Here is a 25544-nt window from a genome sequence, read left to right on the forward strand (position 1 = left end):
ACCTTGTCAGCATTTCGCCGTATCCCCCGCACCACCTTCCGCCACAAGCAGCCGCCCAGAGCTGCGCCGGAGCGCATTGCCTGATGAAACACCGAAATCGCAGGAGACAGCCATGATCCAACCATGGATTTGCCCGCCGCGTTTGCCCGCGGACTGCGCGCCGTGACCATGCCAACGATCGATCCCGACGTGCTGCTGCGGCGCATGTTCGACGCGGCCATCGCCGCCGCGCAGCCGGCCCGCACGCTGGCACGCCACCTGCCCGCACCGCCGCGCGGCCGCACCATCGTCATCGGTGCCGGCAAGGCCTCGGCGGCCATGGCCGCGGCGCTGGAAGCCGCGTGGCCGGGCCCGCTGCAAGGGCTGGTGGCGACGCGCTACGGCTACGCGGTGCCTTGCTCGCGCATCGAGATTGTCGAAGCCGCGCATCCGGTGCCGGACGATGCCGGGCTGGCCGCCTCGCGCCGCATGCTGGAACTGGTGTCCGGCCTCAGCGAGGACGACCTCGTGATCTGCCTGATCTCCGGCGGCGGCTCGTCGCTGCTGCCGCTGCCGCTAGCCGGCATCACGCTGGACGACAAGCAGCAGGTGAACCGCGCGCTGCTCAAGTCGGGGGCGACCATTTCCGAGATGAACTGCGTTCGCCGGCACCTGTCCGCGATCAAGGGCGGCAGGCTGGCCGCCGCGTGCCACCCCGCGCAGGTGCTGAACCTGCTGATTTCCGACGTGCCGGGTGACGAGGCCATCGACGTCGCCTCCGGTCCGACCGTGCCCGACCCGACCACGTGTGCCGATGCGCTGGCGATCATCGGGCGATACGCCATCGATCTGCCAGGCCATGTGCTGGCCGCACTGCGGTCCGACGCGGCCGAGACGCTCAAGCCCGGCGACCCGCGCCTGCCGCGCATCCGCACCGAGTGGATCGCCACGCCGCGGCTGGCACTGCAGGCCGCCGCGCAGGTGGGCCGCGACGCCGGCTACGCGGTGCATGTGCTCGGCGACGCCATCGAGGGCGAAGCCCGCGATGTCGGCAAGGTGCTGGGCGGCATCGCGCTGGCCGCCGCCCAGCATGGCGAGCCCTTTGCCGCGCCGTGCGTGCTGCTGTCCGGTGGCGAGACCACCGTCACCGTGCGCGGCAGCGGCCGGGGCGGCCGCAATGTCGAGTTCCTGCTGTCGCTGGCGCTGGCCTTGCGCGGCGAGGCCGGCATCCATGCCATCGCCGGCGACACCGACGGCGTCGACGGGCAGGAAGAGATCGCCGGCGCGGTGATCGGCCCCGACACGCTGGAGCGCGCATGGCGCGCTGGCCTGAACCCGCAGGATGCGCTGGCCGCCAACGACGGCCATGGATTCTTCGAGGCGCTGGGGGATGCGGTCATGACCGGCCCCACGCTGACCAACGTCAATGACTTTCGCGCGATCGTGCTGACGCGCGCTTCCAGAGCCAACACATGAGACGCCTTCGCAACGCAAAGATCGTGGCCACGCTTGGGCCTGCCAGTTCGGACCCGGCCACCATCGGCCAGCTGTTCGATGCGGGAGCCGATGTGTTCCGGCTCAACTTCAGCCATGGCTCGCATGAAGACCACAAGCAGCGCCTGCACGCCATCCGCGCGATCGAGCAGCAGCGCGGCCGCCCGATCGGCGTGCTGCTCGACCTGCAGGGTCCCAAGCTGCGCATCGGCACCTTCGCCGATGGCCCGGTGCAGGTGGCGGCGCAGGCAGCATTCCGGCTCGATCTGGATGCGGCCGTGCCGGGCACGGCGCAGCGCGTGAGCCTGCCGCATCCGGAAATCTTCGCGGCGCTGCAGCCGGGCGCCGAATTGCTGATCGATGACGGCCGGGTGCGACTGCGCGTGGAGCGCTGCGGCGCCGACTATGCCGAGACCATCGTCGTCAACGGCGGCACGCTGTCCGACCGCAAGGGCGTCAATGTCCCCGGCGTGGTGCTGCCGCTGTCGGCCATGACCGGGAAGGACCGCGCCGACCTCGATTTCGGGTTGTCGCTGGGCGTGGACTGGGTGGCGCTGTCATTCGTGCAGCGCGCCGACGACATCGAGGAGATCCGCCGGATCGTCGATGGCCGCGCCGGCATCGTCGCCAAGCTGGAAAAGCCCGCCGCGATCCAGAGCCTGGAGGCGATCGTCGAAGCCGCCGACGCGGTCATGGTGGCGCGCGGCGACCTCGGCGTGGAAATGCCCGCCGAGCAGGTGCCGTCGCTGCAGAAGCGCATCGTGCGGGCCTGCCGCAAGGCCGGCAAGCCGGTAATCGTGGCCACGCAGATGCTGGAGTCGATGGTGACCGCTCCCGTGCCGACGCGCGCCGAGGCCTCCGACGTTGCCACCGCCATCTATGACGGCGCCGATGCGGTGATGCTGTCGGCGGAATCGGCGTTGGGCCGCTATCCGGTGGAAGCGGTGAAGATGATGGACAGCATCATCACCCGCACCGAATCCGACCCGCACTACCACGAAGCCATCCAGGCCTCGCATTCGGCGCCGCGCGCCGACGCTGCCGACGCGATCGGCTACGCGGTGCGGCACGTGGCCAGCCTGCTGGGCGCGCCCGCGGCGGTGGCCTATACCAGCTCCGGCTATTCCGCGCTGCGCATGGCGCGCGAACGGCCCGAGGTGCCGATTCTCGGCATGACGCCGCGGCTTGCCACCGCGCGCCGGCTGGCGCTGGCGTGGGGCGTGCACGCGGTGCTCTGCCATGAAGTGGTCGACGTGGTGGAGATGACCGAAGTGGCAAGTCGCACCGTACTCAAGGAGCAGTTCGGCGAGGCCGGCCAGTCGATCGTGATCTCGGCCGGGCTGCCCTTTACCGTCGCGGGCACGACCAACCTGCTGCGCATTGCGCAGGTCCAGTAAGCGGAGTTGGGCTGCGCCGCGGCCTTCGCCGGCAGCAGCGCGCTGTGACAGCTGCGCTAGTGGCTGAGCGGCAACCGACAGACAGGCCGCGAAGGCTTGCTGAAAAACCATCAGACAGGAGACAAGACATGCGTGCAACTGACTTTATGCGCCGAGTATCGGCATTGACCCTGGCCGCCGCCGGCCTCGCCCTCTGCGGTGGCGCCATGGCGCAAGCCTGGCCGGCCAAGCCAGTCACCCTGGTCGTGCCGTTCCCTTCGGGCGGCACCACCGACGTGCTGGCGCGCGCGCTGGGCGACCAGCTTTCCAGGAGCCTCGGCCAGCCGGTGATCGTCGAGAACCGACCCGGCGCGGGCGCCACGGTCGGCGCCGACTATGTCGCCAAGACAAAGCCGGACGGCTACACGCTGCTGATGGGCGCGGTGCACCACACCATCGCTACCAGCGTGTACAAGAAGCTGCCCTACAGCTTCGAGAAAGACCTCGCGCCGGTGGCCCCGGTGGCGATGGTGCCCAATGTGCTGGTGATCAACGCCGCCAGGACGCCGGCGAAGAATGTCGGCGAACTGGTGGCGCTGGCCAAACGGGCCTCGCCCGAGTTCGCCTACGGCTCCAACGGCAACGGCACCGCGCAGCACCTGATCGGCACGCAGTTCCAGGCCGCCACCGGCGCGCCGCTGCTGCACGTGCCTTACAAGGGCAGCGGCCCGCTGACCACCGACCTGCTGGGCGGGCAGGTGACCATGTCGTTCGACACGCTGACGCCTGTGCTGCAGCACATCAAGTCGGGCAAGCTGCGCGCGCTGGCGGTGACCACGGCGAAGCGCTCGACCGTGCTGCCGGACGTGCCCACGCTGGAAGAAGCCGGCCTGAAGGGCTTCGACATCGGCACGTGGTTCGGCGTGATGGCGCCGGTCGCCACGCCGGAACCGGTCGTGACACGCCTCAACGCCGAGATCGTCAGGATCGTGAAATCGCCGGATTTCCAGCAGCGCATGCAGGCCATCGGCGCCGAGCCGATGACCAGCACGCCGACGGAATTCGCGCGCCGCATCCAGGACGAGACAGTGAAGTTCGCGAAGCTGGTGAAGGACGGGAAGGTGACGATCGAGTGATGGCGGAGCAATCGGGAGCAGGCCGAACAGGCACTGTCGGTTTGCTCCCCTCTCCCGCGTGCGGGAGAGGGGCAGGGGGAGAGGGCCGGCCTGCGCCAAGCACGACACCGCATCACGCCGTCGACACTCCCCGCCCTCACCCCAACCCTCTCCCGCAAGCGGGAGAGGGAGCACGTAGTTGGCTGGTCAAGGCAAAACGGCTCAATCCGGCTTGATCTGCGCCCGCGCGATGATCGGCTTCCAGCGCTGCTGCTCCTGCGCGATAAACCGCGCAAACTCCGCCGGCGTATTGCCCACCACGATGGCCGCATCCGCGCTCAGCCGTTCGACCGAGCTCTGGCTCCTGACCGCCTTGATGGTCGCATCCGCCAACTTGTCCGCGGCCGATTGCGGCAGCGTCGCGGGCGCAAGCAGCCCATACCACTGCGTCATCTCGAAGCCGGGATAGCCTTGCTCGGCCACGGTCGGCACATCCGGCAGCTGCGGGATGCGCTGCGTGGTGCCGGTGGCGATGCAGCGTACCTTGCCGGTCTTGATGAACTGCAGGATCGCCGGCGCGCCCACAGAGGCCGCTTCCAGCCGCCCCGAAAGCAGGTCGGTGATCTGCGGGCCGCTGCCGCGGTACGGCACGTGCGTGATGAAGGTGCCGGTCGCCGCCTTCAGGTACTCGAATGCCAGGTGCCCGGCGCTGCCGTTGCCGGCCGAGCCGTAGTTGAGCTTGCCCGGCTTGCTCTTGGCCAGCGCCACGAATTCCTTCAGGTTCTTCGCCGGCACGTCGGGATGGACCACATACAGGCTCGGCACCTTGGACAACAGCGAGATCGGGCGGAAATCCTTGACCGGATCGTAAGGCAGCTTGGGGAAGATGTACGGATTCACCGCCAGCGTGCCGATGTGGCCGAGGATCAGCGTATGGTTGTCCTCGGCGCGCGCCACTTCGCCCATGGCGATATTGCCGGCGGCGCCCGGCTTGTTTTCCACGAATACCGACACGCCCAGCAGCTTGGTCAGTTCCGCCGCGGTGGAGCGCGCGACGATCTCCGAGCTGCCGCCCGGCGCGAACGGCACCACCAGCCGGACCGGCTTGGACGGCCACGCCTGGGCGCGGGCGAGCGTGGGGAAGAGGGCGCTGGCGCCGAGTGCCGCGGTCGCTTGCAGCAATTGGCGGCGGGTGGGGTTGATGCGGTTCATGCGGGTCTCCGTGAGTATCCGGTCGTAGTGATTGCGGCGCGGCAGGCGATGCCGGCGATCCATTTCATTCGGGCTTGACGTTGCCGTCCTTGATGACCTTGGCCCACAGCCGGGCCTGGCCGTCGATGAATTGCTGCGCCTGTGCCGGCGGCGCGGCCACCACTTCGCCGCCCAGCTCGGTCACGCGCTGCCGCGTCTCGGGGCTGTGCATGACCTTCTGCAACGCCTCGGCAAACTTGGCGACGATCGGTTCGGGCGTGGCCGCCGGCAGGAAGGCCGCATTCCACTCATAGACTTCGTAGCCTGGCACGCCGGCCTCCTGCATCGTCGGCACGCCCGGCAGCGCGCTGGTGCGCTGGTGGCTGGTGACCGCCAGCGGCTTGAGCTTGCCGGCCTTGATGTGCTGCAGGCTCGAGGCAACGTTGGCGAAGAACAGCGGCACTTGCCCGGCGATGACGTCGGTCATGGCCGGGCCGCCGCCCTTGTACGGCACGTGCAGCAGGTCCACCCCCGCGCGCTGCTCGAACAGCACGCCTGCAAGGTGCTGCGCCGAGCCATTGCCGGAAGAGGCAAACGCCACCGAGCCCGGCTTCTGCTTCGCCATCGCCAGCACGTCGCCGACCCTGGTGGCCGGGAAGCTGGCCGTGGCAACCAGCACGTTGGGATAGCGCGCCAGCACACCGACGGGCTTGAATGCCTTGGCCGGATCGTAGGGCAGCCTGGCGTAGAGGCTGGGATTCACGGCGTAGGAAGAGGCATCGACCATCACCGTGTAGCCGTCCGGCGCCGCCTTGGCGACATAGGCAGCGCCGATCTGGCCGCCGGCGCCGGGGCGGTTCTCCACCACCACCGACTGGCCGAGTTCGCGGCCAAGACCCGGCGCGATCAGCCGTGCCATCAGGTCGGCGCCGCCGCCCGGCGGATACGTGACCACGATCGTGATGGGCCGCGACGGCCACGTGGCCGCGCTCTCCGCGGCGTGCGCCGGTGCAGGTTGCAGCAGTTGCAGCAGGATGCCGGCGGCGCCAATGGCCGCGGCCATCGCCTTGATGGAATGCATGAAACGGTCTCCTCGGATGCGGATCGGTATCGGGGATCGGGGATCGGGTATCGGATGGTTAGCGGATGTCCGCGGTATAGCGAAAAGCGAAGGCATCGCCCCGGGTCAGCCGGTATTCGATGCAGGTGCCGCGCAGGTCGAAGGCTTGCCGGGTCACTACCGCGCACGGGTGCGCATCCGGCAGTTCCAGCAATTCGGCCTCGTCATGCGCCAGCGTGCGGAAAGTGACCTCGTCGACCGCGCGGTGCACGGTGATGCCGCACTGGCTGCCGAGCAGCGGATACAGCAGGTCGCCCCATTCCCATACCGGCAACTGCTGCAGCGCTTCGCAACGCGGCAGCGGCAGCCAGATCGATTCCAGCAGCCGGGGCGTGTCATCCAGCCAGCGGCGCCGCGTGATCGCCAGGCCGCGCGCTCCGGATGGCAGTTCGAAGCGCTGCGCCATGGCCTTGTCCAGCCGCACGGCGCGGCACGACAGGATTTCCGAGCGCGGCACCGTGGTTGCGCCGTCGGCGCCGCCGAAGCGGAAAAAACGCATCAGGCTGGCACCGGTCAACCCTTTGCGCACAAAGGTACCCCGGCCCTGCACGCGTTCCAGCAGCCCTTCCTGCACCAGCACGGCGATCGCCTGCCGGATCGTCCCCAGCGCGATGCCGAATTCTTTCGCCAGTGCGCCTTCGGCGGGTATCGCCTCGCCAGGCGGCCAGTCGCCGGCAACAATGCGCGCCTGCAGCTGTGCGGCGATCTGGCCATACCGGCTCAGGCCGGCCGCGCTGGTGATTTTCTGAAGCAGGTCAATGTCCGCCATCGGTTGTCGGTCCGTCCGGAGCCGTGCTAAATTGCTGTTCATATCCTCTAGAGGACTAGAATACTGACGCGGGCTTGCTTTCCCTATCCGGAGTTACCCGCAGACCCTACAGGGCAGACAGATGAATCAACCCGCAACGCCGGTGGTGGACTGCCACTTCCATATCTTCGATGCCGGCCAGGCAGCGCCCTCCGCCCGCTATCGGCCCCCCTATGCCGCCACGCTGCCGGACTGGCAGCGGCTGGCCGGGGCGCTTGGCGATCCGTTCGGGGTGGTGGTGCAGACCAGCTTCCTCGGTACCGACAACACCGCGCTGCTTGGGGCGCTGCGCGCCATGCCGGCGCGGCTGCGCGGCGTCGCGGTAGTCGATCCCGGCGTATCCGATGTGGCATTGCGCGAGCTGGACGATGCCGGCGTGCGCGGCATCCGGCTGAACCTCTATCGCGATCCCGGCTGGCAGCGCATCGGCACAGCGCCGTGGCGCGCGTTGTTCGCGCGTGTTGCCACGCTGGGCTGGCATGTCGAGCTCCATACCGACAACGGCGACGGCGGCACGGTGCTGGCCGCGCTGGATGATGTACTGGGCGAGTCAGGCGTAGCTGTGGTGCTGGACCATTTCGGCAGGCCGGGCGCCGCGGGGGTGGCGGATCCGGTGTTCAGCGTCGCCGCGGCGGTGCGGGCGCGCCGGCAGGTCTGGGTCAAATGCAGCGCGCCATACCGGCTGGTGGCGCCAGGGGCGTGGCGCGAACTGGCGCAGCGCTGGCTGGAAGTGGCCGGTGCCGACCGGCTGCTGTGGGGCAGTGACTGGCCGTGGACCAATCATGAAGCCGGGGCGCGGGCGGGAGAGTGCAGTGAAACCAGCCGCTGGCCCGGAACCGCGCCGGCGGATGCTTCGCTGAATGAAGCGCTGCGCTGGCGCAATGCCGCGGCGCTCTACGGGTTTGCAATCGCGCCAGGGGCGGCGGACTAGCCTGCCGCCTTGCGCGGCCTGGCGCGGGTGGCCTTCTTTGCGCTAGTGGCGCGCACTGCTTCGTTTTCGGCCGGTGCGCCGCCGCGATGCAGTGGTTCCAGCCACGCCATCGCCTCGACGTACGAAAAGAACTGCTCCAGGTAGCCTGGCGACAGCTCGTGCATCAGCGTCAGCGCACGATGCACGAGGTGGTCGGAATTGAGCGGTCCGGCATTGCCCGGCAGCTGCGCCTGCGACTGCCGCAACTGGCGGCTGACGCTGACGCGCGACCAGGTGTCGCGGAAATAGTCGACCAGCTCCGGCTCGGGTTCGGGACGCAGGGCGCGCACCGGAGCGGCGGCGCGCGGCGCAGGGGTGCGCGGTGCAGGGGTGCGCGGTGCGGGGGCGCCCGGTGCAGCAGCCATCTTCGCGGCGCGCGTATTGGCCTTGATATAGCTGACCAGACCGGCAAGCGTGCCGGCCGTTTCCGCGGTTGCCTCGTGTACCGGTGCCGCAATGGCTTGGCGCCCCTCGGCGTCTTGCGCCACCGCTTCGCGGTAACTGTCGACCAGCGCTGCCAGCCGCGTATCCAGCATCTGCCGTACCGCGCCGTCATGGCCGGCCGAACGCCGCGCCAGCGCCTCGATCAGCCGGAAGCGCACCGGGTCGACGCCTGCGGCATCGCTGCCGCGCCAGGCATCGAGCTGGGCGCGCGCGCTTGCGGCGGCGTCTTCAGCCACGAGGCTTCCCCGTTCCCATGGTCACGCGCGGCACCGGCGCGATTTCCACGCGCCGGTTCTTTGCGCGGCTCCCGGCATCGGTATTGGCGGTGACCGGCTGCTGCGAGCCGAAGCCCGCCGAGAACAGCGACGCAGGCGGCACGCCGGCATCGATCAGCGCGCGCGTCACGGTCAGCGCGCGCTGCGCCGACAGTTCCCAGTTGTCGGCGAAGCGGCGGTTGCCCTCGCGCACCTGCTGGTCGTCGGTGAAGCCGCTGACCATCAGCATTTCGTCGCGCGTGCGCAGGTAGGCCGACAGCGGCGCGGCCAGGCTGCGCAGCAGTTCACGGCCCTCGGGCTGCAGCTGGTCGGAGTTCAGGGCAAACAGCACGCTGCCGCTGATGCCGATGCGGCCGTTCACCAGCGTCACGCGCCCGGCGGCGAGCGGGCCGGCCAGCGCCTGCTCCAGCGTCTGGCGGCGCTGCGCCTCTTCCTGCCGCTGCCGCACCTCGTCCTCAAGCCGCGCCGACAGTTCCAGCTGCACGCCGATGACGCCCAGCAGCACCAGCACGAACGCCCCCAGCAGCACCGACATCAGGTCGCCAAAGACCGCCCAGGCCGGTACCGTCGCCTCGGCGCCGGCGTCGATGTAGTCGTCCTTCATGCCGCCTCTGCGCGCGGCGCCTGCCGGCCGCCCAGCTGCTGCAGGTCTTCCAGGATCTGCTTCTGCGACAGCATGCTGAGGTCGACCACCTCGCGCGCCTGCGCCACGTAGTAGGCCAGCTGCTCATCGCTGCGCGCCATCGACTTGTCGAGCGCGGCCTCGATGCGCTGCAGCTGTTCGGACAGCTTGTCGTTGGACGCGCTGAACACTTGCACCGCCACGCCGAAGGCTTCGCCCAGGCTCGCCACCTCGACGGCGCTGCCGGTGACCTGCGCCGCGGCCTGCGCCAGGCGGCCGGCCTCGGACTCGACCTGCTCGGTAAAGCGGCCGCCGACGCGTTCCAGCAGCTCGGACGTGGTCGCGAGCAGCGTGTCGACCGCTGCGCGCTGGCCGGTGGAGGCGTGGTTCACGGCGTCGAGCAGCGTGCCCAGCGTTTCCAGCATGCGGCTGCGTTCCTCCAGCATGGCGTTGTCGCGGGCCATGCCTTCGGTGAGCTTCTGGCGCAGTTCGGCGATGACTTCGGCCGCGGCCCTGGGCGCTTCGGCGGATGCCTGCAGCAGGCGCGCGACTTCGGCGATGGTGCTGCTGGCGTGCGCCTCGGCCTGCGCGGTGATGTCGCGCGCGGTCTGCGCCAGGGCGTCGCAGATCTCCTGCTGGCGGCTGGCGCTGTGGCTGCCGGCCTGTTCCCATTGCTGGCGCAGCGAGGCGGCCATGCTGTCGAGGTGGCTGGTCCAGGCCGCCAGGCGCTGTTCGTCGCGCGCGGCCAGTTCGGCCTGCAGCGCGGCGGCGGCCCTGGGTGCCTCGGCGGCGGCCTGCACCAGCCGCTCGATCTCGGCCAGCGTGCCGCTGGCGTGCGCCTGCGATTCGGCGGAAATCGCCTGTGCGGTCTGCGCCAGCGCTGCGCAGATTTCCTGCTGGCGGGTAGCGGTCTGCGCGCCGGCCTGCTGCCATTCCTGGCGCAGCGTGGCGGCCATGGCGCCGAGGGATTCGGTCCAGGCGGCGAGGCGTTGTTCGTCGCGCGTGCTCAGTTCGGTTTGCAGCGCCAGGGCGGCCTTGGGCGCGTCGGCGGCAGCCTGCACCAGGCGGTCGATCTCGGCAATGGTGCCGCTGGCGTGGGCCTGCGACTGGGCGGAGATGTCATTGGCGGTCTGCGCCAGCGCGGCGCAGATCTCCTGCTGGCGATTGGCGGCTTGCACGCTTGCCTGATCCCATTGCTCGCGCAGGCCGGTGGCCATGTTGCCAAGCGCTTCGGTCCACGCGGCGAGGCGTTGCTCGTCGCGCGCGCTCAGTTCGGCCTGCAGCGCAAGGGCGGCCTTAGGCGCGTCGGCGGCGGCCTGCACCAGCCGCTCGATCTCGGCGATGGTGCCGCTGGCATGCGCCTGCGACTGGGCGGAAATGTCATTGGCGGTCTGCGCCAGCGCCGTGCAGATCTCCTGCTGGCGATTCGCGGCTTGCACACTCGCCTGATCCCATTGCTCGCGCAGGCCGGTGGCCATGGCGCCGAGCGAATCCGTCCACGCGGCCAGGCGCTGTTCGTCGCGTGCGGCCAGTTCGGCCTGCAGCGCGAGGGCGGCCTTGGGCGCGTCGGCGGCGGCCTGCACCAGCCGGTCGATCTCGGCGATGGTGCCGCTGGCATGCGCTTGCGCCTGCGCGGCGATCTCGCGCGCTGTCTGCGCCAGCGTCTCGCTGATTTCCTGCTGGCGGCTTGCGGCCTGCGCGTTGGCCTGATCCCACTGCTGGCGCAGCGCCTCGGTCATGCTGTCGAGCTGGCCGGCCCACGCGGCCAGGCGCTGTTCGTCATGCGATGCCAGGCCGGCCTGCAGGTCGGCGTGCGACTGGCCCACGGTGCGTACCAGCGACGCCGCGTGTTGTTCGAACACCGCCGTGGCGGCGGCCAGCGCCTGCTGGTTGTCGGCGGCGAGCTTCTCGCCGGTGCGGGCGTGCTGCGACAGGGCCTCGGTCCACGCCTGCGCGGTGCTGGCGGAGGTGGTTTCCAGGCGGGCCGCCACCTGCTCGACCAGGACGGCCGAACGTTGCTCGAACGTCTGCGCAAAGCCGTCGAGCGCGCCGCGCAGCTCGCCTGCCAGGGCTTCGTTGCTGCGCTGCTGGCTGGCCAGCGCTTCGTTCCAGATTCCGGCGACGCCGGTGGTCGAGGTCTCGAAGCGCGCCGAGATGCCTTCGAGCTGCTGCTGGACGGACTGCGTCACAGCGTCGCGCATGGCGGCGGTCTCGCGCGCCAGGCCGGCCATGGTCGCTTCCACGGCCGGCTGGATCGCCGTGCCGGCGGCGCGCGCGCTGTCGGCCACGCTGTCTTTCAGCGATTGCCCGACCGAGGCGGCCAGTTGGGTGTAGACCGCTTCGGTCTTGCCGTGGAAGGCTTCCTGGCTGGCCCCCAGGCGCTCCGCCATGGCCTGGTTCTGTTGTTCCATGGCCGCCATCATGGCTTGCAGCCGGTCGACCAGCGCCGGCATGGCATCGGCCTGTCGCTGCAGCAGCCGGAACGACTCGTCGCGCTGGTGGCTGCGCGAATAGGGGCGCAGCGTGGTGGCGATGCGCGCATCGAGCGCCTGCGCGGCCTGCACGCGCTCGCGCCGGCACAGCGCCGACAGCAGGCCCAGCATGGCCGACGTGGCCACGCCCGCCACCGAGGTGCCGAAGGCGAAGCCCAGCCCCTTCACCGGTGCCGCCAGCGACGCGCGGATCGCCTGCAGGTCGGTCGCGGTTTCCAGCGCCATGCCGGTGCCGCGCAGCGTCGACACCATGCCCAGGAACGTGCCGAGCATGCCCAGCAGCACCAGCAGGCCGACCAGGTACGGCGTCAGCGCCGGCCCAGGCAGCGCCACGCGCTCGCCCTCGATGCGCAGGCGCACGGCGTTGCGCAGCCCTGCGGGCAGGCGCTCCAGCCAGCCATCCAGGCTTGCCGGCGAATCGGACAGGCCCTGCACCGCCTGCGCCAGTCCCAGCGTGGCCTGCCGGTAGCGCAGCAGCTCATTGGCGCCGGCCACGTAGCAGGCGCCGATCAGCAGCGTGACCGACAACGCCAGCGCATTCGAGCCCGCATAGCCGCCTGCGATCCAGCACACGGCCGCCAGGCCCGCCAGGAAAACAACAAGATGGAAGAAGTATCGGTTCATGGTGTCCTGGTCAGCTGCCACGCAGGGCGGCGAGCAATCCTTCGACGGGTTGGAAGCGTATCTCCAGCTCGGCCAGCAATACGCTTTGCATATCCTTGCGAAACACGGCCAGCCACGCCCCGGGCGCGACTGGGGCCGCGGCGGCCCGGGCCTCGGCCAGCGCCGCGGTTTCCGCCTGGCGCAAACGCTGGAAATGCCCTTCCAGCAGGGCAGGCACGCTGCCGAGCACGCTTTGCTCGCGCGCGCCCAGCACGCGCTCCATCACGGCATCGACCATCGCCAGCCGGGCCATGTCCGGCGCGCGCGTCGACAAGGCCGCCCGCAGCCGTCCGCGCAACGCGCCGATCGCGGTCTCCATGGCCTGCTGTTGCGACACATAGCGGTGGCGGTAGATGGCGTAGTCCACCTGCGCGTCGACGGCCTCCGCCAGCGCCGATGGCCGCGCGGGGCCGCGGCGGCGCGCGGTCAGGGCGTTGTCCCCGGCGATGGCATCGGCCAGCGCGGCGCGCACGCGCGCGCACTCCTGCTCTTCGGCAGTGGCGCCGCAGGCACGTGCGACGGTCGGCGCCGCGGCCGGCGCACTTTTCAGGGCCGCCGACAGGGCGATCGCATCCGGCCAGCCCAGCCATTGGCTCAGCTGGCCGGAAAGTGACGTTGCAGGAGGTGGGGCGTCGGCGTCGGTCAGGCGCGCCAGCAGCCGGACAAGCGTCGGACCGCTGAAACCTGTGCGCCGGGGCTCTTGGGACATACCGCCGGGTTTAAAAAGCCAGCAGTTTACACGTCCCGGGGAGGGGGATGGCAGTATCCGGGGGAGGGGAGCGGCGGCAAGAGATGCCGCCGCGTGCGAGCCGTGCTGTTCGGGAAGTCCCGCTGTTCATGATTCCTGAGCATGCCGTGGACATGAACAGCCCGGCCCCGCCGCTTCAACGCATCAGGCCGCGAGCTTCTGCAGCGACGCGACCGTGCGGACACAGGCCTGCGCCGCCTCGCGGCCCTTGACCACGAAATGCTCGGCAAAGAAGCGATGGTGCTCGTCGTGCTCGTGGAAGCTCTTCGGGGTCAGCACGGCCGAGAATACAGGGACCTCGGTGTCGAGCTGGACCCGCATCAGGCCGCTGATGACGGCATCGGCGACGAATTCATGCCGGTAGATGCCGCCGTCGACGACAAAGCCGCTGGCGACGATGGCAGCGTACTTGCCGGATTTGGCGAGCCGTTGCGCATGCAGCGGGATTTCGAAGGCCCCGGGGACATCGTAGATGTCGATGACATCCGCGGTGACGCCCAGCTTTGCCATTTCGGCCACGAACGCGTCGCGCGCGCGATTGACGATATCGGCATGCCATTGGGCATGGATGTAGGCAATGCGCTTGCCTTCGGGGAGGGAAAAGCCGGCCGCGGGTGCGGTGGCGCGCTGGAATGCAGAGACAGGCTGATTCATGGTGTTCCTGTACGGATGGAGTTGGCCAGAATCAGGGCGCACGAGACTTGCCCCCGTGAAGACGGGGGCATTTTTGCTCGCTCTCTTTCATCCGGACTATCACCGTCGGCTTCGGATTTGAACCGAATCTGCTGACCCCGGCAGGTGGGCATGCCGGGCGCTCGCGGGCTTGTGCGTCAGACGCCTTCACCGCCGGTAGGGACTTTCACCCTGCCCTGAGAACGTTGTCGCGTTGTGCTTGGTTGAGCTTTCAACGCGGCGGGGGAATCATACCGCAGAGTAGCGTTCGGTGTTGGCGAGGCTTTCGTCAGGTGCGCGCAGCGGTCAGCGCCTGCACCGGCGCCACCGCCAGCGCCGCCAGCAGCCTGAGCGCCGCCACCTCGGCAGCCGACCAGATGGCGCGGTCGGCCAGGTAGTTGAAGGTGCCGATCACCGAGCCCTGGTAGCCCAGCGGCACATTGACCACCGCCGTGCAGCCGAGCGTGCGGATCACCTGCACGTCGTCGAACACCGCCGCCAGCGCGTCATCGCCCTCGCCGACAAAGACTTCGCCGCGCTCCAGCAACTGCCGGCGCCACGGGCTGTCGCCCTTGGTCTTGTGCCCGCCGACCGGGTAGGCTGCGGTGTCCGAGGACCATAGCCGTTCGATCCGGTGCACGTCCGCATGCCAGGCATTGATCGTCAGCAACCCCGGACCGAGCGTGCGCAGCGTGGCCGCGCCGATCGCGTCGAGCGCCGCGGCTGGCTCGCGCGCCTGCCGCAGGGCGTCGCACAGCAGGTTGACCTGCGCGATCAGCGGGCCGGCGTCCGACAGCGGCGCGCTGGCTTGCGGGACGGAGTGCGGGGTGGCGTGCTTCAGCTGGCCCACTTCACTCTCCCTGGATGCCCAGTTCGCGGATCAGCTTGCCGTAGCGGTCCGCATCGCGGCGCAGGATAGTGGCGAACTGCTGCGGCGTGGAGGTCGCGGTTTCGACGCCGATGGCGTTCATCTTGGCCTTCACTTCAGGCAGTGCCATCACGGTGTTGATCTCGCGGTTGAGCCGCGCCGTCAGCTCGGCGGGCATGCCCTTGGGCCCGAAGGCGCCATACCAGACCGCCAGCTCGTAGCCGGGCAGGGTTTCGGCCACGGTCGGTACGTTGGGCAGCAGCGGCGAGCGCTTGCTCTCGGTCACGGCCAGCAGGCGCAGCTTGCCCGCCTTGACATGCGGCAGCGTCTGCGTGCCCGCCGAGAACAGCAGCTGGGTCTGGCCCGCCACGGTATCGACCACCGCCGGCGCGCCGCCCTTGTATGGCACGTGCAGCATCTGGATGCCGGCCATTTTCTCGAACAGCACCGCGCTGAGGTGGTTGGTGGAGCCCGGACCCGCGCTGGCGTAGGCGAGCTTGCCGGGGTTGGCCCTGGCGTAGGCCACCAGCTCCTTGACGTTCTGCGCCGGCACCGACGGGTGTACCACCATGGTGTTGGTCACGTACGCCAGCAGGCCCAGCGGCGTGAAGTCATCCACGCCGCGAAACGGCATGTTGGACATCAGCGCCGGGTTCATCGCATGGGTGCTCATCGAGCCCACCAGCAGCGTGTAGCCGTCGGGTTTGGCACGGGCCACCATGGCCGAGCCTATGTTGCCGGATGCGCCGGGCTTGTTGTCGACGATCACCGGCTGGCCGAGCGAGCGCGTCAGGTGCTCGGACAGCACGCGCGCCAGGATATCGGTCGAGCCGCCGGCGGCCCACGGCACGATCAGCGTGACCGGCTTCTGCGGCCAGGCTTCGCTGGCGCCGGCCGTGGCCGCCAGGCACATCGCCAGCGCGGCCACGCCGCCCAGCAGGGTTTTCAGTACTGCGCGCATTTTCCTTCCTCCTTGGTACTGGCGCGGACCTGTTGCGGCCCGCTGTCATGCATCGAATCGTCAGCGACCCACCGCTCAGCGACCCACCGCTCAGCGGCCCACCGCGTAGCCCTGCATGCCGCGCGCATTGGCGCCGGCGCGCAGCACCAGCCGCCCGCGCCCATCGCGTTCGCGCGAGCATGCCGACATGCGGCCTTCGGACCAGGGCTCGCCCACGCGCACCTCATGCCCGCGTTCGCGCAGCGCCGCCAGCGTTGCCGCCGGGAAGCGAGATTCCACGCTGATGCGGTTGAGCACGGTCTGGCGCGGCCAGAACGAGGCCGGGAAATGGTCGATATGCCAGGCCGGCGCGTCGATCGCTTCCTGCAGGTTCATGCCATGCACTGCATGACGCAGGAAGAATGCCAGCGACCACTGGTCCTGCTGGTCGCCGCCGGGGGTGCCGAACACCATGTAAGGCTCGCCGTCGCGCAGCGCCAGCGACGGCGACAGCGTGGTGCAGGGGCGCTTGCCGGGGGCCAGCGTGTTGGGCAGGCCCGGCTCCAGCCAGGTCATCTGCAGGCGGGTATTGAGGGCAAAACCGAGCGCCGGGATGGTTGGGCTCGACGAGAGCCAGCCGCCCGACGGCGTGGCCGCGACCATGTTGCCGTGGCGGTCGATCACGTCGATATGGCAGGTGTCGCCGACAAAGAGCTCCCGTTCGGCCCATTCGGCTACCGGCGGCAGCTCGGCAAAGGTCGGCTCGCCCACGCCGAAGCGCACGTCGGCTTGCCGCAGCGTGCGCTCGGCCGCGCCCAGGTCGGGCAGGCGCGGCGCCATGCCGTTGAGCATGCCGGGGTCGATCGCCAGCGCCGCGCGCGCGCCGATGCGCTGCGCGCGCGCGGCCAGGTAGCCGTCGTCGAGCAGCGCCGCGAGCGGGCTCGGCGTGAAGCCGGGATCGCCGTACCAGGCCAGGCGGTCGGCCATGGCCAGCTTGGTGGCCTCGGCAATGCGGTGCACGAAGTCGGGCGAATCGGGCGCATGCTGCGCCAGCCCGGCGTGGCGCAGCATGCCGAGCTGCTGCAGGAACACCGGCCCCTGGCTCCAGATGCCGCACTTGGCCACCGTGTAGCGGCCGAAGTCGAGCGTGACCGGGTCTTCTTCCTCGGGGCTCCAGCCGGCCATGTCGTCGTAGCGCAGCAGGCCGGTGTGCTTGTCGCCGGTGGTGTCGCGCACCGGCGTGTTGCGGCAGTACGCGTCGATTTCCTCGGCGATGAAGCCGCGGTACCAGCAATCCAGCGCGGCGTCGATCTGGCCGGTGCGGCTGTCGCTGCGGCGCTGGGCTTCTTCGACGATGCGCGTGTAGGTATCGGCCAGCACCGGCAGCGTATGCAGGCTGCCGGGGCGCGGCACCTTGCCGTCGGGCAGCCAGGTGGCCGCCGAGCTGTGCCATTCGTCGTTGAACAGCGCCTGCACCGCCAGGATCGCGCGCGAGATGCGCGGCACCAGCGGGAAGCCGTCGCGCGCGTAGCCGATGGCGGGCGCCAGCACGTCGGCCAGCGACCACGTGCCATGATCGCGCAGCATCGTCAGCCACGCGCCGAAGGCGCCGGGGACGGTGGCCGGGACCAGGCCGATGCCCGGCACCAGTTCCAGGCCCTGCGCGCGCAGCGCGGCGGGATCGGCAAGCGCCGGCGCCGGGCCCTGGCCGCACAGGGTGCGCATGCGGCGCTCGCGCTCGCTCCAGAACATGATCGGCACTTCGCCGCCCGGGCCGTTCAGGTGCGGCTCGACCACCTGCAGCACAAAGCCGGCCGCCACGGCGGCGTCGAAGGCATTGCCGCCGCGTTCCAGCACGCCCATGGCGGTTTGCGTGGCCAGCCAGTGGGTGGAGGCGGCGACGCCAAAGGTGCCGACGATTTCTGGGCGGGTAGTGAACATGGATTGCAGCTCCGGTGATGCGAGCCAGTATAGGATTGGGAAATAACCTTGAGCGTCTGAATAGTTATCGTTGTATTACCATTTGGTAATGCGACATATACGCCCCGTTGCAGGATTCCCGTGTCCATCGCCGCCCCCGACAAGCTGGTCCACAACCTCGTCTCGCGCCTGCGCCTCAGGCATCTGCCATTGCTGCTGGCGCTGGAGCGCCAGCGCTCGGTGTCGCGCGTGGCGGCCGAGCTGAACCTGTCCCAGCCCGCCGTCACCAAGACCCTGCGCGAGATCGAAGACATCTTCATGGTGCCGCTGTTCATCCGCACCCGGCGTGGCCTGGAGCCCACGCCCACGGGCCGGGCGGTGCTGGCGCATGCGCGGCTGACGCTGGCGGATACCGACGCGCTGGGGCGCGAGCTGGCGGCGATCGGCGCGGGCATGTCGGGACGGCTGCGCATCGGCGTGATCCCGTTTATCAGCCGCACCGTGCTCGATGCCGCCTGCAGCTTCGGCCTGACGCAGTCGCCGCGGGTCTCGGTGCTGGTGCGCGAGGGCACCACCGACGAGCTGGTGGCGGCGCTGCGCGAACACGAGCTGGATTGCGTGGTGGCGCGCACCTTCTACGCGCCTGGCGCGGACATCGCCCAGCAGCCGCTGTATCGCGAAGAGCCGGTGCTGGTGGTGCCCGCCGCGGCCGCCGGCCGGCTCGGGCGCGGGCCGCTCGACTGGCACCGGCTGGCCGAACGCGACTGGATCCTGCCGCCGCCGAACACGCCGATCCGGCGCACCATCAACACCATCCTGGCGGTGGCCGGCGTGGCGCAGCCGGTGCCGATCGTCGAGACCTACTCGATCAAGACCATGGCCACGCTGCTGCGCAACCACGCGGCGGCTACCACCATCGTGCCGCGCGCGGTGGCCGTGGAGTTGGTCGAAGGCGGGGGCGCGGCGGTCCTGCCGCATGCGCTGAGCTGGGACTTGCCGCCGGTGGGGGTGATGTGGCGGCGGCAGGCGCAGGAGGATGACGTGGTGGTGTCGCTGGTGGCGGCGTTGGGGAAATTGCGGTGGGAGGAGGGATAAGGCGCCGGGTTTGCGAAGGCATTGGCGCCTGCCGACATCCCGCACAAATGCACCCCTCTCCCGCTCGCGGGAGAGGGGTGGGGGTGAGGGCCGGCGCGTCAACGAAGTCCAGCCCATCGGTATGCCCGCGCCCGCCCTCACCCCCGGCCCCTCTCCCACTTCGCGGGAGAGGGGAGCAAACCGCTGGCGGTGATAGCGCGTGCCGGATCATAATCAGCCTCGCACAACCACCACCAACCCGGAGCCATACCCATGCGACTCATCGGCATGCTCGATTCCCCCTACGTGCGCCGTGCCGCCATCACGCTGCGCCTGCTGGGTTTGCCGTTCACCCACGAATCCATCTCGGTGTTCCGCACCTTCGACCAGTTCCGCGCCATCAACCCGGTGGTCAAGGCGCCGTCGCTGGTGTGCGACAACGGCGTGGTGCTGATGGACTCGACGCTGATCATCGACTACGCCGAAGCGCTGGCCGGCCGCAGCCTGATGCCGGCCGCGCTGGAAGAGCGCCAGCGCGCGCTGCGCACCATCGGCCTGGCGCTGGCGGCCAGCGAGAAGGCCGTGCAGCACGTGTACGAGCACAACCTGAGGCCGGCGGAGAAGGTTCACCGGCCGTGGGTGGAGCGCGTCGATGGCCAGCGCACCAGTGCCTTTGCGCTGCTGGAAGACGAGATCGCGCGCATGCCCGTGCCGGCCGATGAGGCGGCCGTGAGCCAGGCCACGCTGACCGCCGGCGTGGTGTGGACCTTCACCCAGGCGCTGCTGCCCGGTCACGTCGACCGGGCGGCGCACCCTGCGCTGGCCGCGCTCGCGGCGCAGCTGGAAAGCTTCCCTGCCTTCACCGCGCTGCCCCACGCATGACAGCTCGCGAGAGCCCGGTCTCCGGATTGCGGTAAGCTTCTGGCGCACCCATCGCTCCCGCCTGGCCGGCCCGCCGGGTGACGCCGCCAACACAGGCAGCGCCCCGGCGTCACATGCAAGCCGCGCCACGGCCGCAGACCATGAACCACGACCGATCCATTGCCACCCAGATCGTTGCGCTGATCCAGGCCGAAGGCCTGACCGTCGGCGCGCACCTGCCGGCGCAGATGCTGGCCGACAAGCTGCGCGTATCGCGCTCGCCCGTCAACGAGGCGCTCGCGCTGCTGCACGAGAAGGGCGTGCTCACGCGCGAGAAGAACCGCGGTTTCTTCCTGGCGCGGCCGGTGGCGGCGCCGGCCGCGGAGTTTGCATCGCAGCTGGGCCTGGTCGAGCCCGACCCGGCCACCGCGGCGTATTTCCAGATCGCCGAAGACTTGCTGCAGGGCACGCTGGAAACGCAGGTTTCCGAGCACCACCTGCGGCAGCACTACGGCCTGACTGCCACCCAGCTGGGCACCGTGCTCAAGCGGATTGCGCAGGAGGGTTGGGGCGAGCGCAAGCCCGGCTATGGCTGGGAGTTCTCGTCGATGCTGACCACGCCCGATTCGCTGCTGCAGTCCTACCGGCTGCGGCTGGCGCTGGAACCGGCCGCGCTGCTCGAGCCCACCTACCGGCTCGAGCCACAGGCGATCGAGCGGCTGCGCGCTGCCGAGCGGCACCTGCTGGAAGGCGGCATCGAGACCGACAGCGCCGACCAGCTGCACGACCGCGGCGTGCGCTTCCACGAAACACTGGTCGAGGCGTCTGGCAACCCGTTCTTCATCGACACCATCCGGCGCGTCAACCGCGTGCGCCGGCTGCTGTCCTACCGCTCGATGCGCGACCGCGAGCGCTACCCCGAACACGCGAAGCAGCACCTGCACGTGCTGGACCTGCTCGCGCGCCAGCGCAACGAGGAAGCCTCGGAGGCGATGCGCGAGCACCTGCAGCACACGCTTAACGCGCTGACGCAGATCAGCTGGCTGCTGGAGCCTTAGCGGCCTGGCTCTGCGATCCGTTCAGCAGGTCCAGCGCCACGTCCACGATCATGTCTTCCTGCCCGCCGACCATGCGGCGGCGGCCGAGTTCGACCAGCACGTCGACGGTCTTGAGGCCATAGCGCGCCGCGGCCGCTTCGCTGTGGCGCAGGAAGCTGGAATACACGCCCGCATAGCCCAGCGCCAGCGTCTCGCGGTCGACCCGCACCGGCCGGTCCTGCAGCGGGCGCACCAGGTCGTCGGCCGCGTCCATCAGCTGGTACAGGTCGGTGCCGTGATGCCAGCCCATGCGCTCGGCGGCAGCGATAAACACTTCCAGCGGCGCATTGCCCGCGCCCGCGCCCATGCCGGCCAGGCTGGCGTCGATGCGGTCGCAGCCTTCCTCCACCGCGACGATGCTGTTGGCCACGCCCAGGCTCAGGTTGTGGTGCGCATGCATGCCGGTCAGCGTCTCGGGCCTGAGCACGTCCTTGAACGCGCGGAAGCGGTCGCGCACGCCGTCCATGGTCAGCGCGCCGCCGGAGTCGACCACATAGCAGCAGGTCGCGCCATAGTTCTCCATCAGCTTCGCCTGCTGCGCCAGCTGCTGCGGCGTGGTCATGTGGCTCATCATCAGGAAGCCGACCGCTTCCATGCCCAGCTCGCGTGCCGCCTCGATATGCTGCCGCGAGATGTCGGCCTCGGTGCAGTGCGTGGCCACGCGCACGATGCGCGCGCCGGCCTGGTAGGCGTCCTTGAGGTCGTGCACGGTGCCGATGCCGGGCAGCAGCAGCGTGGCGATCCTGGCGTGGCTGACCACCTCAGCGACGGCTTCGATCCATTCCAGGTCGGTATGCGCGCCGAAGCCGTAGTTGAAGCTGGAGCCCTGCAGCCCGTCGCCGTGCGCGACTTCGATCGAATCGACGCCGGCCCTGTCGAGCGCAGCGGCGATCTGGCGGACCTGCGCCACGCTGTACTGGTGGCGGATGGCGTGGCTGCCATCGCGCAGCGTCACGTCGGAGATATAGAGTTTCTTGTCGGTGCTCATGGCGTGGTTCCTGTTCAGGCCGCAGTGGACTCGGCCAGCATGGCTTCGGCCATGCTCTCGGCGGTGTTCAGCGCGGCGCTGGTCATGATGTCGAGGTTGCCGGCATAGGCGGGCAGGTAGTGCGCGGCGCCCTCGACTTCGAGGAAGACGGTGGTCTTCAGGCCGACAATGCGGCCCAGCCCCGGGATATTGAGCGGCGCGTCCGCGGCGATTTGCTCGAACTGCACCGCTTGCTTGAGCCGGTAGCCCGGCACGTAGCGCTGCACGTCGGCAGCCATGCGCGCCACCGATTCGGCAATGGCGTCCTGGTCGGCCGGCTCGCTCAGGCAATACACCGTGTCGCGCATGATCAGCGGCGGCTCGGCCGGGTTCAGCACGATGATGGCCTTGCCGCGGCGCGCGCCGCCCACCTGCTCAATGGCACGCGAGGTGGTCTCGGTGAATTCGTCGATATTGGCGCGCGTGCCGGGGCCGGCGCTCTTGCTGGAGATGCTGGCGACGATCTCCGCATAGTGCACCGGCGCCACGCGCGATACCGCCGCCACCATCGGGATGGTGGCCTGGCCGCCGCAGGTGACCATGTTGACGTTGGGCGCGTCCAGGTGCGCGGCGCCGTTGACCACCGGAATGCAGTACGGGCCGATTGCCGCCGGGGTCAGGTCGACCATGCGCAGCGCCGGGCGCAGCGCGCGCAGGAACGCATCGTTCTTCACGTGCGCGCCGGCGCTGGTGGCGTCGAAGACAATGTCGATGTCGCCGAACACCGGCAGCCGGGCCAACCCTTCCACGCCTTCATGCGTGGTGGCCACGCCCATGCGGGCCGCGCGGGCCAGGCCGTCGGAGGCGGGGTCGATGCCGACCATCGCGCCCATCTCGACATGCCGGCCATGCCGCAGGATCTTGATCATCAGGTCGGTGCCGATATTGCCCGAGCCGATGATGGCGGCCTTGAGCTTGCGTGTCATGGGGATTCTCCTTGGATGGGTTACTCGACGCTGGCGCCGCTGGCCTTGACCAGCGGGGTCCAGCGCGTGTTTTCGCTGGCGAGGAAGGTGCCGAACTGCTGCGGGCTCATCGGCATCGGATCGAGGCCCTGGTCAGCAAACCGCCTGGCGACTTCCGGTGCCTTCAGCGCCTTCAGCGCGGATTCATTGAGCCGTGCGACCACGGCGTCGGGCGTGCCGCTGCGCACCACCATGCCGAACCACACGCCGGCATCCAGCCCGGGCACGCCCAGCTCGGCCAGCGTGCGCACGTCGGGCAGGCTGGGTGAACGCTTGCTCGACGCGATCGCCAGCGCCTTGACCTTGCCGCCCTTGATCAGCGGCGAGGTGGTGATGACCGGGTCGAACATCATGTCGACCTGGCCCGCCATCACGTCCTGCAGCGCGGGCGCGGAGCCCTTGTAGGCAACGTGGGTGAACTTGCCGCGGGACTTGTCACCGAACAGGCCGCCGAGCAGGTGCCCGATCGAGCCGATGCCCTGCGAGGCGTAGTTGACTCCGTCCGCGCGCGACTTCGCCAGTGCCACCAGGTCCTTCACCGATTTGGCCGGGCTGTTCTGCGGCACCACCAGCACCAGCGGCGAGGCCGCCAGCGCCGTCACCGGCTTGAAATCCCTGAGCGGGTCATACGAGAAATTGCGGTACAGCCCCGGGTTGATCGCGAACATCTCGGTGGCCGCGACGAATACGGTGTGGCCGTCCGGTTCGGCGCGCTTGACCGCCAGCGCGGCGATCTGCCCGCCGCCGCCGGGGCGGTTCTCCACGATCACCGGCTTGCCGAGGTCGGTCTGCATCTGCTGCGCGACCTGGCGCGCGATCATGTCGGTGATGCCGCCCGCCGGGAACGGGACCACGATGGTGACGGGGCGGTTGGGGAAGGCGGGCGCTTGTGCCGTGGCCGCGCCGGCGCTGCCGGTCAGAGCGGCGAGGGCGGCGCCGATGGCGAAGGGGGCGAAGGGGGCGAGCAGCCTGGCAATGAGGCGATGCGCGCGATGGGGGCGTTGCATGGTTATCTCCGTTTCTCTGTAGTTATGGGTTCAAAGGTTCCTGGGGGCGTGTCAGCTGTCGGCGAACTTCGCGCGCACGGTGCCGACGCCGGTGATATGCGCTTCGTAGGTCTTGCCGGCCTGCACCGGCACCATCGGCCCGAGCGCTCCGGTCAGCACCAGGTCGCCGGCGCGCAGCGGGTCGCGCAGGCTGGCGAGCTTGCGCGCCAGCCACACCGCGGCATTGAGCGGATGGCCCAGGCACGCGGCGCCATTGCCGTGCGAGACGCGTTCGTCGCCGCACCGCATTTCCATCTCCACCGCCTTCAGGTCAAGGCCAGCCAGCGGCACCGGCACCGCGCCGATTACCACCAGCCCGCTGGAAGCGTTGTCGGCCACCGTGTCGACATACGAGATATCCCAGTTGGCGATGCGGCTGCCGACCACCTCGATCGCCGGCAGCACGTAGTCCACCGCGCCCAGCACGTCGAGCACGGTGGCATCGGCCACGTCGAGGTCGCGGCGCAGCACCAGCGCCACCTCGGCCTCGGCCTTGGGCTGTAGCGTGCGCGCCATCGGGATCGGCTCGTCGTCGCCGTAGACCATGTCGGCAAACAGGGTGCCGAAGTCGGGCTGGTCAACGCCCAGCTGGCGCTGCACCGCGGGCGAGGTCAGGCCGATCTTGCGGCCGACCACGCGGCGCCCGGCGGCTTGCCAGACGGCGACGTTGGCGCGTTGCACTGCGTAGGCGGTGGCCGCGTCGTCGGCGGCGATCTCGCCGCGCAGCGGCGCCACCGGCGCGCGCGCGCGTTCGGCTTCGCGCAGGCGGGCGGCGAGGGCGAGGATGGTTTCCTGGTCGGGCATGGCTGTGTCCTTGTGATGGTTTGGTGCGCGGTCAGCTGGCAGCGGCGGCGTGCATCAGCGCAAATCCGGCGATCCATTCCGGGATCGGGCGGTAGTAGTCCAGTTCGGCGCGGTAGGCGCCGCCCGCGGCGAGCGCGGCAAAGGCGGCGATCCAGGTGCGCACCTCATGGGCCGACTTGCCGGCGTCGCGCGTGATGCCGTCGTTGGTCATGCCGTCGACGCCGGTCAGCTCGCCGCTGGCGAGCAGCGCCAGGAACGCGCGGTCCCAGTCGGGATTGAGCGCATGCAGGGGGCTGTCGCCGCCGGCAAAGGCGCGCGCGGCAGCGACGGTGCGCTCCTGCCGCGCCTGGCGTGAAGCCGGCGGCGGGTTGCGTCCCGCGATCAGGCGTTCCGCCACCTCCGCGCTGGCGCCGGCGATCTCCGGCACCGGCGGCTCGTGCGAGATGCCGCCGGAGCCGACCACCAGCACGCGCTTGCCCAGACCCGACAGGTAGCGGCCGATGGCATCGCCCAGCAGCCGCGCGCGGCGGCAGCTCGCCATCGGCGGCGCGACCGAGTTGATGAACACCGGGATCACCGGGTAGCGGTCGAGCGCGCCGGCCAGCACTTCCAGCGCCTGCGCGCAGCCGTGATCGACCTGCATGCGGTACGACACGGCCACGTCGAGGTCCTGTGCCATCACCGCTTCGGCCAGGCCCAGCGCCACGTCCTGCGGCACGTCGAGCGGACCGGCGAGGCTGTTGAAGTCGCCGATGGCGCTGGCCGCCACGCCGACGCAGAACGGCGGCATCACGTCGTAGAAGAAGCCGTTGTAGTGGTCGGGCGCGAACACCACCACGAGTTCGGGATCAAAGGCCTGGACGCGGGCGCGCGCCGCGGCCTGCAGGCGCTCGACCTCGGCCACGACTTCCGGCGCGGGGTCGTAGTAGCCGTGCAGCGGGGTGTGTGACAGGCATTCCAGATGGATCGGCAT

The 25544-nt window shown here is 69.8% G+C and carries 23 protein-coding genes and 1 riboswitch; of the genes, 7 read left to right on the forward strand and 16 right to left on the reverse strand.

All coding sequences use genetic code 11. The features are described from left to right. The first annotated feature begins 168 nt into the window (after positions 1–168). From J8I34_RS15345 to J8I34_RS15355, 3 genes are all read left to right on the forward strand, one after another. Entirely contained in the window at positions 169–1455 is a 1287-nt protein-coding gene (locus J8I34_RS15345; RefSeq protein WP_371748080.1) for a glycerate kinase type-2 family protein, read from the forward strand. Then, positions 1452–2870, forward strand: a complete 1419-nt coding sequence (gene pyk, locus J8I34_RS15350; RefSeq protein WP_209806366.1) for a pyruvate kinase — start codon at positions 1452–1454, stop codon at positions 2868–2870. The genes J8I34_RS15345 and pyk overlap by 4 nt, the downstream gene beginning before the upstream one ends. Before the next feature lie 128 nt (positions 2871–2998). Beyond that, positions 2999–3985 (forward strand): tripartite tricarboxylate transporter substrate binding protein, encoded by a 987-nt coding sequence (locus J8I34_RS15355; RefSeq protein ID WP_209806367.1) that lies wholly within the window; start codon positions 2999–3001, stop codon positions 3983–3985. Between the two features lie 201 nt (positions 3986–4186). On the opposite strand, the gene J8I34_RS15360 is transcribed toward J8I34_RS15355, so the two are convergent. The 3 genes from J8I34_RS15360 to J8I34_RS15370 form a co-directional block, all read right to left on the reverse strand. Beyond that, a complete protein-coding gene (locus tag J8I34_RS15360; protein WP_029047048.1) occupies positions 4187–5176 on the reverse strand; it encodes a Bug family tripartite tricarboxylate transporter substrate binding protein in 990 nt (329 codons plus the stop codon). 64 nt (positions 5177–5240) lie between these two features. Beyond that, positions 5241–6236, reverse strand: a complete 996-nt coding sequence (locus J8I34_RS15365) for a tripartite tricarboxylate transporter substrate binding protein (RefSeq protein ID WP_029047049.1) — start codon at positions 6234–6236, stop codon at positions 5241–5243. Positions 6237–6294: 58 nt separating this feature from the next. Beyond that, the gene (locus J8I34_RS15370) at positions 6295–7044 is read right to left on the reverse strand and encodes a GntR family transcriptional regulator (protein WP_029047050.1); all 750 of its coding nucleotides are present in this window, start codon (positions 7042–7044) and stop codon (positions 6295–6297) included. A 121-nt stretch (positions 7045–7165) separates the two neighbouring features. Between J8I34_RS15370 and J8I34_RS15375 the strand changes: the two genes are divergently transcribed. Beyond that, the gene (locus tag J8I34_RS15375; RefSeq protein ID WP_029047051.1) at positions 7166–8014 is read left to right on the forward strand and encodes an amidohydrolase family protein; all 849 of its coding nucleotides are present in this window, start codon (positions 7166–7168) and stop codon (positions 8012–8014) included. Here J8I34_RS15375 and J8I34_RS15380 read toward each other — a convergent pair. The 8 genes from J8I34_RS15380 to J8I34_RS15415 form a co-directional block, all read right to left on the reverse strand. Next, on the reverse strand, positions 8011–8733 hold the full coding sequence (locus tag J8I34_RS15380) for a DUF2894 domain-containing protein (RefSeq protein ID WP_209773610.1): 723 nt from the start codon (positions 8731–8733) through the stop codon (positions 8011–8013). The genes J8I34_RS15375 and J8I34_RS15380 overlap by 4 nt on opposite strands. After that, positions 8726–9376 (reverse strand): OmpA family protein, encoded by a 651-nt coding sequence (locus tag J8I34_RS15385; RefSeq protein ID WP_029047053.1) that lies wholly within the window; start codon positions 9374–9376, stop codon positions 8726–8728. Before J8I34_RS15385 ends, J8I34_RS15380 begins: the two co-directional genes overlap by 8 nt. Then, entirely contained in the window at positions 9373–12510 is a 3138-nt protein-coding gene (locus J8I34_RS15390; protein WP_209806368.1) for a DUF802 domain-containing protein, read from the reverse strand. The genes J8I34_RS15385 and J8I34_RS15390 overlap by 4 nt, the downstream gene beginning before the upstream one ends. Positions 12511–12520: 10 nt before the next feature. Further along, positions 12521–13258: a DUF3348 domain-containing protein gene (locus tag J8I34_RS15395; protein ID WP_209773617.1), complete on the reverse strand. Its 738-nt coding sequence runs from the start codon at positions 13256–13258 to the stop codon at positions 12521–12523. Positions 13259–13441: 183 nt separating this feature from the next. After that, positions 13442–13951: a 6,7-dimethyl-8-ribityllumazine synthase gene (locus J8I34_RS15400; RefSeq protein ID WP_209773620.1), complete on the reverse strand. Its 510-nt coding sequence runs from the start codon at positions 13949–13951 to the stop codon at positions 13442–13444. Positions 13952–14026: 75 nt separating this feature from the next. Further along, a riboswitch (FMN riboswitch) is annotated at positions 14027–14178 on the reverse strand. A gap of 80 nt (positions 14179–14258) precedes the next feature. Beyond that, positions 14259–14819: a GAF domain-containing protein gene (locus J8I34_RS15405; protein WP_371748078.1), complete on the reverse strand. Its 561-nt coding sequence runs from the start codon at positions 14817–14819 to the stop codon at positions 14259–14261. A gap of 1 nt (position 14820) precedes the next feature. After that, positions 14821–15798: a Bug family tripartite tricarboxylate transporter substrate binding protein gene (locus J8I34_RS15410; protein ID WP_209806369.1), complete on the reverse strand. Its 978-nt coding sequence runs from the start codon at positions 15796–15798 to the stop codon at positions 14821–14823. A gap of 90 nt (positions 15799–15888) precedes the next feature. After that, positions 15889–17718 (reverse strand): gamma-glutamyltransferase family protein, encoded by a 1830-nt coding sequence (locus tag J8I34_RS15415; RefSeq protein WP_209806370.1) that lies wholly within the window; start codon positions 17716–17718, stop codon positions 15889–15891. A gap of 120 nt (positions 17719–17838) precedes the next feature. Between J8I34_RS15415 and J8I34_RS15420 the strand changes: the two genes are divergently transcribed. The 3 genes from J8I34_RS15420 (at position 17839) to J8I34_RS15430 (ending at position 20690) form a co-directional block, all read left to right on the forward strand. Next, complete coding sequence (locus J8I34_RS15420; RefSeq protein ID WP_371748079.1) at positions 17839–18792, forward strand: LysR family transcriptional regulator; 954 nt, start codon at positions 17839–17841, stop codon at positions 18790–18792. 252 nt (positions 18793–19044) lie between these two features. After that, a complete protein-coding gene (locus J8I34_RS15425) occupies positions 19045–19653 on the forward strand; it encodes a glutathione S-transferase (protein WP_029047061.1) in 609 nt (202 codons plus the stop codon). 140 nt (positions 19654–19793) lie between these two features. Further along, positions 19794–20690, forward strand: a complete 897-nt coding sequence (locus J8I34_RS15430) for a GntR family transcriptional regulator (RefSeq protein WP_209806371.1) — start codon at positions 19794–19796, stop codon at positions 20688–20690. Here the strand turns inward: J8I34_RS15430 and dmpG are convergent. The 5 genes from dmpG to J8I34_RS15455 are packed head-to-tail and all read right to left on the reverse strand — an operon-like array spanning position 20668 to position 25544. Further along, on the reverse strand, positions 20668–21717 hold the full coding sequence (gene dmpG / locus J8I34_RS15435) for a 4-hydroxy-2-oxovalerate aldolase (RefSeq protein ID WP_209806372.1): 1050 nt from the start codon (positions 21715–21717) through the stop codon (positions 20668–20670). The two genes, J8I34_RS15430 and dmpG, sit on opposite strands and share 23 nt — an antisense overlap. A gap of 14 nt (positions 21718–21731) precedes the next feature. Next, positions 21732–22682, reverse strand: coding sequence for an acetaldehyde dehydrogenase (acetylating) (locus J8I34_RS15440; RefSeq protein ID WP_029047064.1), 951 nt, complete (start codon positions 22680–22682; stop codon positions 21732–21734). 20 nt (positions 22683–22702) lie between these two features. After that, positions 22703–23728 carry a Bug family tripartite tricarboxylate transporter substrate binding protein gene (locus J8I34_RS15445; protein ID WP_209806373.1) on the reverse strand — a complete coding sequence of 342 codons (1026 nt, stop codon included), beginning with the start codon at positions 23726–23728 and terminating at the stop codon, positions 22703–22705. Between the two features lie 51 nt (positions 23729–23779). Beyond that, positions 23780–24571 (reverse strand): 2-keto-4-pentenoate hydratase, encoded by a 792-nt coding sequence (gene mhpD / locus J8I34_RS15450; protein WP_209806374.1) that lies wholly within the window; start codon positions 24569–24571, stop codon positions 23780–23782. Positions 24572–24602: 31 nt separating this feature from the next. After that, positions 24603–25544, reverse strand: coding sequence for a 3-carboxyethylcatechol 2,3-dioxygenase (locus J8I34_RS15455; RefSeq protein WP_209806375.1), 942 nt, complete (start codon positions 25542–25544; stop codon positions 24603–24605).

This window comes from Cupriavidus phytohabitans (genome assembly GCF_017815025.1).
GTDB lineage: Bacteria > Pseudomonadota > Gammaproteobacteria > Burkholderiales > Burkholderiaceae > Cupriavidus.

What these genes read in the sequence shown, in the direction of transcription:
- J8I34_RS15440 (WP_029047064.1), bottom strand. Translation starts at nt 22,682, where the DNA reads ATGACACGCAAGCTCAAGGCCGCCATCATCGGCTCGGGCAATATCGGC.
- J8I34_RS15425 (WP_029047061.1), top strand. Translation starts at nt 19,045, where the DNA reads ATGCGACTCATCGGCATGCTCGATTCCCCCTACGTGCGCCGTGCCGCC.
- J8I34_RS15365 (WP_029047049.1), bottom strand. Translation starts at nt 6,236, where the DNA reads ATGCATTCCATCAAGGCGATGGCCGCGGCCATTGGCGCCGCCGGCATC.
- J8I34_RS15400 (WP_209773620.1), bottom strand. Translation starts at nt 13,951, where the DNA reads ATGAATCAGCCTGTCTCTGCATTCCAGCGCGCCACCGCACCCGCGGCC.
- J8I34_RS15455 (WP_209806375.1), bottom strand. Translation starts at nt 25,544, where the DNA reads ATGCCGATCCATCTGGAATGCCTGTCACACACCCCGCTGCACGGCTAC.
- J8I34_RS15370 (WP_029047050.1), bottom strand. Translation starts at nt 7,044, where the DNA reads ATGGCGGACATTGACCTGCTTCAGAAAATCACCAGCGCGGCCGGCCTG.
- dmpG (WP_209806372.1), bottom strand. Translation starts at nt 21,717, where the DNA reads ATGAGCACCGACAAGAAACTCTATATCTCCGACGTGACGCTGCGCGAT.
- J8I34_RS15430 (WP_209806371.1), top strand. Translation starts at nt 19,794, where the DNA reads ATGAACCACGACCGATCCATTGCCACCCAGATCGTTGCGCTGATCCAG.
- J8I34_RS15355 (WP_209806367.1), top strand. Translation starts at nt 2,999, where the DNA reads ATGCGTGCAACTGACTTTATGCGCCGAGTATCGGCATTGACCCTGGCC.
- J8I34_RS15445 (WP_209806373.1), bottom strand. Translation starts at nt 23,728, where the DNA reads ATGCAACGCCCCCATCGCGCGCATCGCCTCATTGCCAGGCTGCTCGCC.
- pyk (WP_209806366.1), top strand. Translation starts at nt 1,452, where the DNA reads ATGAGACGCCTTCGCAACGCAAAGATCGTGGCCACGCTTGGGCCTGCC.
- J8I34_RS15375 (WP_029047051.1), top strand. Translation starts at nt 7,166, where the DNA reads ATGAATCAACCCGCAACGCCGGTGGTGGACTGCCACTTCCATATCTTC.
- J8I34_RS15385 (WP_029047053.1), bottom strand. Translation starts at nt 9,376, where the DNA reads ATGAAGGACGACTACATCGACGCCGGCGCCGAGGCGACGGTACCGGCC.
- J8I34_RS15410 (WP_209806369.1), bottom strand. Translation starts at nt 15,798, where the DNA reads ATGCGCGCAGTACTGAAAACCCTGCTGGGCGGCGTGGCCGCGCTGGCG.
- J8I34_RS15395 (WP_209773617.1), bottom strand. Translation starts at nt 13,258, where the DNA reads ATGTCCCAAGAGCCCCGGCGCACAGGTTTCAGCGGTCCGACGCTTGTC.
- J8I34_RS15360 (WP_029047048.1), bottom strand. Translation starts at nt 5,176, where the DNA reads ATGAACCGCATCAACCCCACCCGCCGCCAATTGCTGCAAGCGACCGCG.
- J8I34_RS15345 (WP_371748080.1), top strand. Translation starts at nt 169, where the DNA reads ATGCCAACGATCGATCCCGACGTGCTGCTGCGGCGCATGTTCGACGCG.
- mhpD (WP_209806374.1), bottom strand. Translation starts at nt 24,571, where the DNA reads ATGCCCGACCAGGAAACCATCCTCGCCCTCGCCGCCCGCCTGCGCGAA.
- J8I34_RS15415 (WP_209806370.1), bottom strand. Translation starts at nt 17,718, where the DNA reads ATGTTCACTACCCGCCCAGAAATCGTCGGCACCTTTGGCGTCGCCGCC.
- J8I34_RS15390 (WP_209806368.1), bottom strand. Translation starts at nt 12,510, where the DNA reads ATGAACCGATACTTCTTCCATCTTGTTGTTTTCCTGGCGGGCCTGGCG.